The 14,963-nt window shown below is 37.5% G+C and carries 10 protein-coding genes; 1 reads left to right on the forward strand and 9 read right to left on the reverse strand.

Going from position 1 to position 14,963, the window contains the following annotated elements; translation table 11 throughout:
- Positions 1–100: 100 nt before the first annotated feature.
- The 3 genes from ORI89_RS18425 to ORI89_RS18435 form a co-directional block, all read right to left on the reverse strand.
- A complete protein-coding gene (locus ORI89_RS18425; protein ID WP_268231988.1) occupies positions 101–1,021 on the reverse strand; it encodes a siderophore ABC transporter substrate-binding protein in 921 nt (306 codons plus the stop codon).
- A gap of 75 nt (positions 1,022–1,096) precedes the next feature.
- Complete coding sequence (locus tag ORI89_RS18430) at positions 1,097–2,347, reverse strand: DUF4374 domain-containing protein (protein WP_268231989.1); 1,251 nt, start codon at positions 2,345–2,347, stop codon at positions 1,097–1,099.
- Between the two features lie 49 nt (positions 2,348–2,396).
- Positions 2,397–4,907 carry a TonB-dependent receptor gene (locus tag ORI89_RS18435; RefSeq protein ID WP_268231990.1) on the reverse strand — a complete coding sequence of 837 codons (2,511 nt, stop codon included), beginning with the start codon at positions 4,905–4,907 and terminating at the stop codon, positions 2,397–2,399.
- Between the two features lie 118 nt (positions 4,908–5,025).
- Here ORI89_RS18435 and ORI89_RS18440 point away from each other — a divergent pair, with 118 nt between their 5' ends.
- A complete protein-coding gene (locus ORI89_RS18440) occupies positions 5,026–6,036 on the forward strand; it encodes a helix-turn-helix transcriptional regulator (protein WP_268231991.1) in 1,011 nt (336 codons plus the stop codon).
- 43 nt (positions 6,037–6,079) lie between these two features.
- On the opposite strand, the gene ORI89_RS18445 is transcribed toward ORI89_RS18440, so the two are convergent.
- From ORI89_RS18445 to ORI89_RS18470, 6 genes are all read right to left on the reverse strand, one after another.
- Positions 6,080–6,217, reverse strand: coding sequence for a hypothetical protein (locus tag ORI89_RS18445; protein ID WP_268231992.1), 138 nt, complete (start codon positions 6,215–6,217; stop codon positions 6,080–6,082).
- A 2-nt stretch (positions 6,218–6,219) separates the two neighbouring features.
- Positions 6,220–7,290, reverse strand: coding sequence for a formylglycine-generating enzyme family protein (locus tag ORI89_RS18450; protein ID WP_268231993.1), 1,071 nt, complete (start codon positions 7,288–7,290; stop codon positions 6,220–6,222).
- A 227-nt stretch (positions 7,291–7,517) separates the two neighbouring features.
- Positions 7,518–8,930, reverse strand: coding sequence for a Gfo/Idh/MocA family protein (locus ORI89_RS18455; RefSeq protein WP_268231994.1), 1,413 nt, complete (start codon positions 8,928–8,930; stop codon positions 7,518–7,520).
- A 271-nt stretch (positions 8,931–9,201) separates the two neighbouring features.
- Entirely contained in the window at positions 9,202–10,506 is a 1,305-nt protein-coding gene (locus ORI89_RS18460; RefSeq protein ID WP_268231995.1) for a TolC family protein, read from the reverse strand.
- Positions 10,507–10,510: 4 nt separating this feature from the next.
- A complete protein-coding gene (locus ORI89_RS18465; RefSeq protein WP_268231996.1) occupies positions 10,511–13,588 on the reverse strand; it encodes an efflux RND transporter permease subunit in 3,078 nt (1,025 codons plus the stop codon).
- 10 nt (positions 13,589–13,598) lie between these two features.
- On the reverse strand, positions 13,599–14,657 hold the full coding sequence (locus ORI89_RS18470) for an efflux RND transporter periplasmic adaptor subunit (RefSeq protein WP_268231997.1): 1,059 nt from the start codon (positions 14,655–14,657) through the stop codon (positions 13,599–13,601).
- Positions 14,658–14,963: the final 306 nt, after the last annotated feature.

Genomic DNA, 14,963 nt, shown 5'->3' on the forward strand with positions numbered 1-14,963 from the left:
ACAGTTAAGCTTTATCGCTTAACTGTTTTTTTATACACTTAACTCACTTTTGCTACCTAAAACAACTTTAACTTAAGTAGCATGAAACAAAAGAAATCTTTTAAAACTTAAGACCGTATAGTTTTTCTCCTACATCTGTTATTTTTTGATCTACAGAGGTTAAACCACTACCTGAAAGGTACCAAATCCACCCTGGAAGAATAAACACCTTACCATCTTTATAAGCCTGAGTAGATTTAATATCATCATTAATAATATCATTAGCGTCTGGCATTACACCTTGTATACCTGTATTACGATCAAATACAAATAAGTAATCCGGGTTAATATCAGCTAACTTCGGTGCTTGTGGTCGCTCTCCACCTCTAGGAGCATTCGCTGCTTCCGCATTCGGTATATATGCTGGCTTTAAATCTAAAGCATCATAAAGAAATCCAAAACGAGAATTCGGACCACTAGGCATCACACGTCCATTCATATGCATAGCCAATACGGTTTTCTTTGGATCTGCTTTGGCCTTCTCTTGCACCTGAGCAGCTTTTTGACGTAAAGCGGTTAACTTTTTCTCTGCTAATTTTTCCTTACCATGCAAAGCGGCTATATCGCGTACATTTTGTTCAAAAGAGCCCCAAAAATCCTCCGTATCTGTACCAAAAATAATCGTAGGAGCCACCATTGATAGCGAATCGTAATAATTTCCCATTCTACCACCTGTGATAATAAAGTCAGGCTTTAAAGCCGCAACAGCCTCCATATTAGGCGTTTTTACATTGCCTACTTTAATATATTTCGAATCGTTATATTTCCCCAGATATTCTGGAACTTGATCAACAGTAGCGGCAATCGAAATACCCAATTCATCGTAAGTTTCTAAAGCACTCAAATCCATAATTAATACTTTCTTCGGATTTTTCTGAACTTTAGTTTCGCCTTTCGAATGCTTAAAAGTAACTGCCTTTTGAGCAGACACACTTAAGGAACATGCAACAAAAAATAACGCTATAAAATAATTACGTTTCATAATAAAAATGATAAATACTTCATAAAAAAGCAGGAGGATTCCCCCCTGCCCTATACTAAACTTGAAAACACTATACTACTTCTGCTTAACAAATGTAACTCCTTCGATAGCCTCAGCTTTCTCAACCAGCAGTCCTTTTTTCGCCGCTCCACTCACTGGGTCGATTACATAAAACCTTGGCGATTCATTAGTTGTAGTAATACCTAAATATATTTTTCCTTCTAGTACATAAGGTTCACCTGTACCAAGATCAGGAATCGCACTTTTATCTGGTAAACCACTGACCCAAGTCAATTTCTGACTTGACATATCTAATAATGCAAACTGTGATGCAACACCTGAAACAGATTTACCCGCTTCAGATTTTTCATTGTAAAACTCTAGTAAGAATATGTCATTTTGCACATACCACACTTTACGGAAACGATATCCTTGAGAAGCTTTTTCGATATCCCAAAAATAATCTTTATCAAATCCTGTAGCACCATTTTTAAGAAGTACTGCTCCAGCTGTTTTTGTACCCGCATAGTTTCCTGAAAACACATAAACATCTCCTTTAGAAGTCTCTCCAATCTGAGAATATCTTGCAGATTTATACTGTCCAGCTGACTTACTCAAACGCACATCTTTATACACTGCCTCTGGTTTTAAATTACTTGCTTTAATTTTAGCTACTACCAACTCATCAATTTCATCCGCAGAATAATCTAACCCTGTATAGAAAGAACCATTTCCAGCATCCGCTATACCTACTAAAGCAGCATTCTTACCTTCATAACCAGCAAATTGATCTACCTGCATGTAGGCAAACTTAGGTGTTGAAGGAGACATTGGAATAATATTAAAAGTAGCTTTAGTTTTATCTGCTGCTCTAAAACCACTCATGGCTGAATAAACAGCATCTCCTACTATACCTGCTGTAACAAAACCATCCTGTATTTCAAACTGTTGACCAATCTGTACTGCTTTACCATTTGAGTTTATAGTCACCCTCGTTCCAACATGAGCATCTCCACGACCATATTTAAGAGTGACAAAACCATCATATCCATTAGAAATATAATTAGAAAAGGTGTTATTAACCTCTAATCCTGTTCCAACTGGACTAATCGATTGTTCCGGGTTTTCTAATGATTCAACAGGAATGAAATATGTGCTGGCACTCTCTCCTGTTCCTTTAGCCTGCACTGCTACTAAATACTGCCCTACTTCTTCTGGAGCTTCCTCGCCACCATTATCTGGTGCTGGATCACTTTTACTACAGCCCACAGCTATTAGTGTAGCAAAGGCTAAAAAACATGATTTTATAATAAATTGCTTTTTCATTGTTTTTATTTATATATATACCTGTATTAATTTTATCTTTTAAAATTTGTTACCTTTTAATAAAGAAATATCTCAACTTAACAGCAAAACTTCTTCCTGGCTTCTGCAGACTATAATTATCATATAACATAGCATCTTCTAGATTACGCGCTTCAAAAGAAATATTATATTTGCCGTCTTCTAAAAGATAAGTAGCGGAAAAGTCGCTATAAAACTGTTTTGGTATAAAAGCTTTAGTCGATTTTTCCCCATATGCCTCTGAATTCTTATATATTTTATCCACAAAGTTTAAGGTATAATTCAAATTAAGGGTATTCCCTTTTTTAAGAAAATCGTGGACATAGTAAGAAGCATCAGCATTCCAGAAAAAGTAAGGTAAATTAGCCATACGGTAATTATAGTTTCCATTTTCCTTCTTTCCATCTTTATCTGTAAAACGTACTTTATCACGTATATCCATATAAGTTAATGTTGCACCAACAGTCGCTTTATTCTTATAATAGACTCGGGCTTCTATATCTGTCCCAAGACGTGTAACTCGGCCGTGATTAACCCTACGATACATTGAACTACCATTTACCTCATCGCCTATTCTGGCTAATAAAGTTTGAATAAAATTATAAGTATCACGATAATAACCAGACCAGTCCACATAAATAGAATAATCACTTGTAAGCTCCTTATTAAAAGTAAAACCTATATTATAATTATTAGATTCCTCAGGCTTTAAGGCAACATTCCCTTCTTCCAAAAGTTCGTCTCCAAATAATTCTCTATCATTTGGCAAGCGATAAGCTTTTTCTGCAGAAGCTTTTAATTGTAAATTACGTAGGAAATACGTACTAGCAATACCATACCCTGTTTTAGAAACTTCTTCCTTCTGTTTATACGTTTCTTCAGTTTCTGCATGTGTACCTGGACCTGATGCTTTGTTAGTATAATGTTTGGCGAACACATTTGTATTCCATTTTCGTTGAAATGTGTATCTATATTCCAAGCCTAAAGTATTTTTAAAACTTGTTCTCTTCATACTATCAGCAGCGGTAGGCAAACTAGGGAATAATGCATCAGCTACTCTTTGCATATCAGGCTTACGTTCGTAGTTTGACAAGACATTATTGAAGGCAACTGAGTGATCAGCATTAATACGGTAACCAATATTTACTGTTCCGGACTGATTACTATTTGAATATTCAGACAACCCATAACTTGCTTCTCCAAAAGCATTACTTTGTCCTCTAAGATCTTTCATCAACCTACGCTCACCTGTCCAACTATATTTATAAGCAGTAGTGTCAACACTACCTGCTTTCTGATAATTATAGTTACCTGTGACCCGCACGCTCAATCCCTCTACAATTAAATTTCTTTTATCATAAACAAAAGATGGAAGAAACGACTTGCTATGAGCTGTCCGCTCACCGTACACATATCTCATCTCTGCACCATGCTGCACATCTTGGTGTACTTGACCTACTGTAAGCCCCAATAACATCCTATCAGCCCATTTCTTACCAACAATACCCACTTTGGCCATAATTGTCTCATTTCTATAGGTATCATGGAAACGTCTAAACCATGCAGAATCTGGTGACCATGCAGAACCTTCCTGCCAAATATCATCATCTTCACCCGTCACCGGTTTACCCTCTTTTGCAAAAATTCTATAATCCGTTTTTACCTTATAATTATTATCTGAGTAGTTTTGAAAGGCATTTAATTGTAAAGACACACCCGATTTAAAAGTATGATTAAGACTTACATTCGACTTATGGGTATTAAATGAACCATAAGAATAAGATGCATCCAATGTTGTATTCTGTGTCCTATTCGTTACGATATTAATAACTCCTCCCATAGCATCAGCACCGAATTCAATAGGAACAACTCCTTTATACACCTCTATACGTTCCGCCATGTTTACTGGAATATTGTTTAATTGAAATGCAGTTCCCATACCTTCCATAGGTACACCATCCATAAAAACACGAATATTACGTCCTGTAAAACCATTCAACGTAATGTTCATATCTGACCCCAATCCACCCGTCTCACGGATTTTTACACCAGAAGCTTTATCTAAAAGGTGAGCTAAGTCCAGAGTTGTATTATAATGTGATTTCGCATCTAGAGCTACAACGTTAAATGGTGTCTCTCGAACCTCTTGAATTGCAGACTTACCACTAACTACAACTTGTTCAATTGACATATTTGGATCAGCTTTTAAGATAAATTGAGTATGCTTACTATCTCCTTTCTTCAAAGAAACTTTTCTTTTTTCCGCAAGAAAACCAATAGCCGAACTCATAACCTCATAGTCACCAGATTCAACGACCAATACATAATGACCATCTTTACCAACAGCTGTACTATAAGCTGTATTTGGGATATAAACTGTTGCTCCAGGAATAATCTTGCCATCTTCAGCTTTAACATATCCAACTATTTTAGAGACATCCCTATCTTGTGCACTTGCAGGACAAAAAAATAATAAGAGTAATGCAAGACTGCTCCCTAGATAAAATAAGCGTTTTAATTTTGTGTTATTGTGACAATTCATTTACACCCTTGATTATTGATATTTAGATTAATTATAAATAACTTCGCAAATGTAATTAGTATGTACAGTATCAAATAGCGAAAAGCAGGACAAAAAATAGCGAAAAAAGGGTATGCATTTGAAATCGGAAATTTTAGAGATCAATAAAATAATACATGATACAACTATTCAAAATAAGTATAATGACGTAGATACATTAATACAGGAAACATTTACTCACTATGAAAAAGACATTTCCGTATGCTGTAATATTTTTCATTCATCCGGTTTACATATCACTGAATCCCAGATATGCTCCAACAGAGAACTAACGAATGTATGGTTAACAAAAGAACCACATGTACGATTTTTCTTCTATTTGACAGGCAGTTCCTGCGTTAAGAACGGCGCAGGAAACGAGTCTTATACGCATAGGGCAGGTATGTTGCAACGCAATTTTTTGGATACAGAGGGAGCAGGAGGAACTATGATCATCAAACCAAATGTAGAACTTCACCATATTGTTATAAAGATGTCCCTAGACTTTTATATTAACCTACTCAAGTCAGAGCATTGGATAGATAACGATGTTTTTCATAATTATGTACTATCAGGAAAACCTGAAAATAGGCCAAATGAGACCCTTTCTATAGACATTAAAACACTCCAGATTATTCAGGATATTACAAATAGTGAAGATATCATAGAGCATAGATACCATTTTTTCAAATTAAAACTGAAAGAGCTATTATTCACTATTCACCAACAGACACAATACGGTAAAAACACCCCCGAACTAGCTTCTTCACCATCAGATAGTCTAGATAAAATAAAATCTTATCTCACCTTACATATTGACAATCCCCCGACAAGTGCGGAATTAGCGAAGGTTTTTCTAATGAATGAAAAGAAATTGAAGCAAAGTTTCAAAGAAAAATATGGAAAAACCATATATGCTTTTGTAGTCAAACTAAGGATGGAAAAAGCTAAGAAACTATTAATGGAAAACTATAATGTAAATGAATTAGCAGTCCTTTTAGGCTATCAAAGTGTATCCCACTTTATAAAAGTATTCAAAAATTACTATGGGTGCACTCCCAAAGATGCGCAAAATAAATATCAAAACATCACCCAATCAAAAGCAGAATAACCTTTTACAGCCTATTCAGGAGCGCATTTTTGACTAAAACATATTATTTCAACAGTTTGCCAATAAGATATCCAAATGAGTATCCCAAATTATAAATAAGGAATAAAGCTGCTAACACCATGATCACGACAGCAGCTATCCAATACCATTTGTTTTCACCTGAAAATAGATTATTATTCATGTTTATATATCTTTAACACATCGAAAACCAACATTATTCGTTGGGCTATTTACTTCTCCTTTTCCTCTACTCCCCGCCTTATAACGCTCACAATATTGATCTGTACATAAAAAAGATCCTCCGCGCTGCACCCGTTTTACTGCCCCTGGCTCTTGCGGGTCATGTGAAGATTTTGGTCCTTTCGGGTTTGATCTAGGACTATCTTTATAATAATCCACTGTATAAAAATCAGAACACCACTCCCATACATTTCCCTCCATATCATATAATCCCCAAGCATTCGAAGGAAAAGACTTAACCGGAGCAGTACCTTCAAAACCATCCTCCATAGCATTCCTATTAGGAAACTCTCCTTGATATATATTTGCCAGCCATTTTCCGTCCTGTTTCATCTCATCACCCCAATAAAACATTTCATTTGTATGCTTACCTGCCTTAGCAGCATATTCCCACTCAGCTTCCGTAGGCAAACGTTTCCCTGCCCATCTCGCATAAGCTTCCGCATCTTGATAGGCCACCTGAGTTACCGGATGATTCTCTCTTCCTTTAATCGAACTAGCGGGACCCTCCGGCTGCTTCCAACTAGCTTCAGGCACATAGTTCCACCATTGCAAATGATCTTTAAGACCCAATATTTTCTCAGGGCTTCCAAAAACAGCAGACCCTGGTACAAGCAGTGCAGGATCGACACCAGGAAAATCACTAGGGTTCAACGGTCGTTCTGCTAATGTCACATATCCCGTAGCATCCACAAAAGCTTTAAACTGTGCATTAGTAACTTCATGCTCGTCGATATAAAAAGAATGAACTTCCACTTCGTGGATAGGCTGTGCATCCGGAAAATTAACAGACCCCATCTGGAAAACCCCTCCATTAATCAATACCATACGAGCATTGTCCTCTCCTCTAATACTACTGATAGAATCTACCTGTTGACCAAAACGAGAAGGTATGCTCTCCATATGGCACGTAGAAATAGTATCACCTACTCTTAAGCTACTCACCTGTTGGCTTCCAGCAATAAATTGACAACCTGAAAAAAGTAAGCCTAGCCCCACTAATAAAAATTTCATATATATGTTATAATTTGATCAGCTAAAAATCTCAGTTTATTATCCTTTATAGTTTATTAAAAAGACTTATTTTCTTATTGCTAAGTTAAAATATAAAAATAAGAACAATAAGTCATTAACTAAAAAACCCGTATGATTTACTCACGTTTATGTAAGTAAAACACACGGGTTTTAAAATTATGCCTGCGAACAGACTATATTTATATTAAATATATAAACATTTCTGCTTATACATCTAATTGATTACTCTTCGCTTTTTCTACTTTAGGGCGTATACCTGTAGTACCTCCACCGTTTAACGTCATGTCGTGCGGCGCATTTGTTCTCCAAGCTCCTTTAGTAAAGTCAGGAATATTTACTGTTTTACTATTTTTAGCTACAGATTCAACACTTAATGGAACAATAACACTCCAAGAAGCTCCTTCGTATACAGGTTGATCAATTGGCAATCCATTACGTAAACAATCGATTAATCTCCAATCCATCATAAAGTCCATACCACCGTGACCACCAACTTGTTTAGCTTGCTCTCCTATGAATTTAATCAACTCAGGTGTATACTTTGTATAAAGCTCTTTTAACTCGTCAGGCTTAACAAAACTATGTCCAAAAGCAATTCCCTCTGAAGGATACTTCTGTGCAAAACCTTTTGTTCCACTCAATAAATGTAATCTAGAATAAGGTCTAGGAGATGTCACATCATGCTGTACCATCAGCGTTTTTCCTTTTTCAGTTTTAATCAACGTAGTATCCATATTACCACGGAAACGCTTTCCTACAAACTCTTGGTAGAATGAATCCTTCGCTGCTAATTCCTTAGCCTTATCCCCCATCATAAAGTCAGCAGACTGCATAGCGACTAGATGTGTCATGCGGTCACCACTGTTGATATTCATGCACTGTGCAATTGGTCCAATACCGTGTGTCGGGTATAAGTTACCGTTCATTTTGATATTCTCTCTCAAGCGCCACATATCTTGGTAACCGTTCTTGTTGAAGTTAAGGTCTAAAAGATCATGGATATAAGCCCCTTCTGCATGCACTAGTTCACCGAACATACCTTGACGTGCCATGTTCAATGTCAACATTTCAAAAAAGTCATAGCAGCAGTTCTCTAACATCATACAGTGCTTCTTAGTTTGTTCTGATACACGAACAACTTCCCAGCACTCTTTGACTGTCAAACCGATTGGCACTTCACACGCAACGTGAGCACCTGCTTTCATAGCTGCAATACTCATTGGCGCATGGTATTCCCATGGCGTACAAATATAAACTAAGTCAAGCTCCTGCTCTTTAAGCATGGTCATCCAACCATTCTCTCCTGAGTAAGCTTTTGCCTCTTTAAGTCCTTTGCGTGTTAAAATACCTTGTGCTTTTGTAACACGGTCTGCATGCAAATCACAAAGTGCAACGATCTCTGTGCCTTCAATGTATGACAAACGATCTACAGCACCTGGGCCGCGCATACCAACACCGATAACACCAATACGTACTTTATCAATCTTTGGAGCAGCATAGCCCCACATATTAAAGCCTGGTGCAGCTGCCATCGCTGAATTGTTAAGTGAAGGCAACGTTACAGCCACACTAGACAAAAGTGTAGCTTTTTTCAAAAAATCTCTTCTATTTGAACTCATAAATGTAGATAAGGTTTTACTTTTATTTAAGGAGAACAAAAAATGTCCTCCTTAAAACCACCTATTTTAAAACAAACTAAACAGTTAAATTTCAATAAGCCACTGATTAAACAATAGGATACAAATGGCCACTGAGTAACGATAGCTTTCTCACTAACGCTATACAAGTATAATATTATTAACAGTTAAATAAAAACAGAAAACTTAAGCAAACGTTTGCTCAAACCGTTGTTAACAAAAACGATACAAAGAGCGCCCATTTTTATAGCGTTCAAAGATCAATTTGACCGGTAAGCTCTTTCAATTGAACCTCTGATAATTTAGCTTGCAATAAAGCCGAGTTGTAACGGGATATTGCATTGATGAAATTCTCCTGCGCATCCCTAAACTCCACCGCGCTTATCGAGCCTATAGTATATTTAGCAAGGGTAATATTGAGATTTTCTCGGGCTATTTCTTCATTCCTCTCCTCTAACTTAGCTAACTCTATATTTGTAATATAAGTTTCATAAGCTGTTTTTATATTCGTCTTCACCAATAGCTCCTGCTGCTCTATCTGCATCCCTGCCTGATCGATCTGCAACTTAGCTACTTTCTCGTTTCGTTTTTGATTAAAACCATCGAATATATTCATACTTGCCGTAATGCCGTAATTAAGCCCACGTCCGTTAGATTTTGACACAAACCCCAAACTTGATTCTGTTCGTGAGAAATTATAGCCACTATTTAAGCGTACAGTAGGATAACGTCCTCCTTTTATATTTTTCAATTCCAATTCAGCTATCCGTTTATTAATGGCAACTAGTTGTAAATCCGGATTTACAACAACCGCCCTATTTAATAACTCATCATACACCAAACTTTTATCAATATGCACTTCCTTATCAACAGAAAACAAGATATCCAAATCCCTAGCCAATAAACTGTTCAAATTGATTTTCATATTTCGAACAACCTCCTGCTGTCTTAAGCGCGCAGAAACATCAGCATTTAAGTTAACCTGCACATTAAGAACCTCTAACTTAGAAGCTTTCCCAATCGAAAATCTATTTTCTGCTGTGCGCAAACGCTCTTCCGAAATAATGATACTTGAATCCAAAGCTGCTAAAAGATTCTGTTGCTCTACAATCGTATAATATAGGGTAATAACGTCACCAACCGTAGCTAGAACCATCCGTTGAAAATTAACTGTACCCTGTTTCTCCAACTCTTGCAACTTTTCATATCGTGCAAACATCCCCATACCGTCAAATAAAGTCCACCCTAAACTAACGCCATAATTCAGATTATTATTCTTCGCGTTATCCAATGATCGTTGCTCTCCGTTACTTTGTGTCTGTGTAGAGTTTTGCACACTATTATTTTGTGTTAAGTTTGCCGTAACAGTCGGCATTATACCAGCATTCCCATAGGTCACATTTTCCTTCGCTATTTTCAACTCATTTTGAGAAAGACGTATAGCATAATTATTCTCAAGAGCAACCTCCACGGCTTCCTTCACACTCATTAACTCTTGTGCTACGACATGCACTTTACAAAAAAGGAACAAGACACTTATCAGTATATATCTTCTCATATCACTACTCTTCTATATGATCAAATTCAGGACGTCTTTTCCTCGATCTAGACATCATTAAATAAAAAGCCGGGATAACATACAGGGTCAGAATCAAAGAAAACATTGTTCCACCTACAATAACAACTCCCATACCTATACGGCTCACAGAAGCTGCCCCAAATGACAGGGCAATAGGCAATGCACCCAATGCCACTGTTAAAGAAGTCATCAAAATAGGTCGAAGTCTTGCCTCAGATGCTTCGACTACTGCTTCATATTTCTCATAACCTTGATCACGCAGTTGATTTGCAAACTCCACTATTAAAATTCCGTTCTTAGTCACTAAACCAATTAACATAATTGTTCCAATCTGACTAAATATATTCCAAGTTTGCCCAAATAACCAAAGCGAAAACAACGCACCTCCTACAGCCAAAGGAACAGTCAACAAGATAATTACAGGATCTGTAAAGCTCTCAAATTGAGCGGATAAAATTAAAAATATCAAAATTACCGCCAAACCAAAAGCAAACATTGTATTCGACCCGCTTTCCACAAAATCCCGCGCTTCTCCACCTAGGTCCGTCGTAAAAGTATCATCCAGTACCTTCTCCTTCACAGCATCCATAGCTTCAATCCCTTCTCCCATACTACGTCCTGGTGCCAAACCTGCCGACACTGTGGCTGACATATATCGATTATTATGGTACAACTGAGGCGGGCTGCTACGCTCTTCCATCTCCACGATATTATCCAGTTGGATTAGTTGCCCATTCCTACTTTTTACAAAAATAGATGCTAAATCTGTTGGTGTTGCCCGGTCTTTTCTATCAAATTGCCCCATCACCTGATATTGCTTTCCATTCATCATGAAGTATCCAAAACGTTGTCCAGACAAAGACATCTGCAACGTTTGTGCTACATCTAAAACAGACACCCCCATAGACTGTGCTTTATCTCGATCAATTGTCACATAAATTTCCGGCTTATTGAACTTTAAATTAACATCAACAATAGAAAACGTCCTATCTCGCGATAATTCCTCCATAAATTCAGGGATTTTCTGTTCTAGCTTTTCAAAATTTGGGGCTTGTATAATATATTGTATTGGCATTCCACCCCGTCTATTTACAGAAATTGTAGGCTGTTGCGACACCGCCACGCGGGCTTCAGAGTACTGCCTTGTTAATACAGACAAATGATCAGCGATCTCTCCCTGACTTCGTGCACGTTCATCCGGTGGTACTAACCCCAAACGAACAAACCCACTATTTGCCGAAGCTGATCCAAAACCTGGTGAAGTAATAACTAAACTAACCTTCTTCTCCGGCACCGAATCATTAATTAACATCGTTAGCTCCGTCATAAAGCGATCCATATAATCATAGGACACTCCCTCTGGTGCCGTTGCTCTCAAGCTTATATAACTACGGTCATCATAAGGTGCCGTCTCTTTAGGCAATAACTGATAAAAGAAATATATCAGGCCGAAACAACCGATAATGACTACGAAGCTCAACCATTTTACTCGCAAAAAACTGACCAGCGAGCCCGCATATTCTTTATTTAATGCAACAAAATACCGCTCGGTTTTATTGTAGAACTTAGATCGATGCTGCTCTCCACCTTTCATCAAATATGCATTAAGCATAGGTGTCAAGGATAAAGAAACAAAGGCCGATATCAAAACAGCGGCTCCAATGACTATACCGAACTCTCGAAACAATTGCCCTACAAAGCCTTCCAGAAAAATAACCGGGATAAACACTGCTGCTAAAGTCACAGAAATTGATATAACAGCAAAAAATATTTCATTAGACCCTTTTATTGCGGCCTCAATAGGAGACATCCCCTCTTCAACTTTCTTAAAAATATTCTCTGTCACCACTATACCATCATCAACCACCAAACCAGTTGCCAATACAATAGCCAAGAGTGTAAGAACATTTATCGAAAAACCACACAGATACATAATAAAAAATGTAGCTATCAAGGATACAGGAATATCAACTAATGGCCGGAAAGCAATAGACCAACTTCTAAAGAAAATAAAAATAACAAGTACGACTAAAACAATGGCTATAATTAGAGTTTCTACTACCTCAAATACTGCTTTTTTCACAAATTGCGTATTATCAATAGCTATATTTAATTCGAAGCCCTGTGGCAACTCCTTTTCTAATTTTTCATACTCTTCATAGAAATGGTTGGCAATTTCCAGATAGTTCGTTCCTGGCTGTGGGATTACTGCTAAACTAACCATAGGATAGCCCGAATCAGACATCTTTGTTTCAAAGTTTTCTGCTTCTAATGCTGCATTCCCAATATCGGACAGCCGTATAGTTCGGTCGCCTTCGGCCCAAACAATAATATTATTAAACTCTTCTTCCGAAGCCAAATTTCCAATTGTTTTAACAGCCAGTTCGGTATTTTCACCCGTTAACTTACCAGACGGTAATTCAACATTTTGACTATTCAATGCGCCTCTCACATCTAAAACTGTAAGCCCGTAAGATGCTAGCCGCACAGGATCAATCCACAGCCTCATTGCAAATTTCTTCTGCCCCCAGATCTGGACAGAACTTACTCCTGGAATTGTTTGTAGACGTTGTGCTATAACATTCTCTGCAAAATCTGAAAGTTCCAAAACATTCCGCTCTGTACTTTGTACAGTCATCGTAATAATTGGTTCAGAATCTGCATCGGCTTTAGACACTACGGGCGCAGCATCAATATCTTGAGGCAAATTTCGAATAGCTTGCGACACCTTATCCCGGACATCATTCGCAGCCTCTTCTAGATTTTTACCTAAATTAAACTCTATAGTTATATTACTACTACCTTGGTTACTTGAAGAAGATATATTCCGAATACCATCAATTGAATTAATTGACTTCTCCAAAGGTTCAGTAATTTGCGATTCTATAATATCAGCATTAGCTCCTGCATAATTTGTACGCACTGAAATCTGCGCAGGGTCAATAGAAGGGTACTCCCTAACTCCTAGAAAAGTATAACCAATGATGCCGAAAAGAATCAACATCAGGTTCATTACAATAGCTAGAACAGGTCGCTTTATACTTAGCGTAGATAAACTCATAACTCAACAATTAACGTAAGGTCACTTGAATAGGACTACCATCTCTTAAAGACATCACTCCTGACGTCAGTACGGTGTCTCCTGCAGTTATACCATGAGTTATTAAAACTGCCGCATCGGTCCGCCCCCCGGTCTCCACTAGAACTTCTTTCGCCACACCACCTTTTTTAATGAAAATCTTTTTCCCATTTTGTATAGGAATTAACGCTTCTGCAGGTACAAGTAAACCATTATCTACAGTTTCCAAAGGAAAAGTAACATTGGCAAAAGTACCTGGTACAAGATGATTTCCTGAATTATCGGCGATTGCACGCACACGTAAAGTACGGGTTGCAGCATCTACCATAGGCTCTATAGCATATATTTGCGCTGAAAAGACCGTAGCTAACTCCCGTATTGCAAACTTAACACTGCTGTTTAATCTTACTTTACTTGAATACTTTTCAGGTATAGAAAATTGTAATTTAACTTTACTCATATTCACCAATTGTGCAATCTCACTCGTTGGTGTAATATAACTTCCTTTAGATACATGACGAAGACCAATTGTTCCCGAAAATGGAGCGCGGATAAAGGTCTTATCAAGCTGTGCCTCTATAATTTGTATTTGTGATTGTGCTGTACGATAATCAGCACTAGCGATATCATACTCTTCCTGACTGATAGCCTCTTTTTCCAACAGCAACTTTGCTCGCCTTTCATTTTCTCCAGCTAGTTCATAACGGGTCTTAGCTTGTGTTAGTTGAGCTCTCAATTCAGTGTCATTGATACGAATCAAGGTTTGTCCTGCAGAAACCGCTTTACCCTCTTCAAAATTAAGTGATTCAATTATACCTGAAATTTCCGAACGTAAATTCACGACCTCGTTCGGTTCTATAGAGCCGCTTAATGATAGAAAATCTGAAAAAGACTCCCCTTGCACAACTATTCCATAAACTCTCGCTCCCATACCGCGCATAGCGGAGCTATTAACAACCTCCTTTTCTTTATTCAAATGCAGTCGATAAGCTACTAAAGCAGCTATTCCCAACACTAAGAATATCAAAAAAAACCAAACTTTCTTACTCATTATTGATTAGTAGTTTATATAGATTCTAAATTGACACAAGATACCAATAATAAAAAGACCTCCTTGTAAAAATATCATTATAAACAGCAAGCAATCTCGTTTATAAGCCCTTAAGCACCTTATTATTCAAAAGCTAACAGAAAGTAAAAGATTGGGGAATCTACAGCTCAGTACGCTAGGCTGACAACGGTTTAATAAAAATGCTATAACACAAAAAAGCCCTTGCTGATCTAGCAAAGGCTTTCTGTATAAAATTAGGCACCGACCTACTCTCCCACCTGTTACGGCAATACCATCGGCTCTGGC

Origin of the sequence: Sphingobacterium sp. UT-1RO-CII-1 (assembly GCF_026711005.1) — a bacterium.
In the GTDB taxonomy this organism is placed as follows: domain Bacteria; phylum Bacteroidota; class Bacteroidia; order Sphingobacteriales; family Sphingobacteriaceae; genus Sphingobacterium.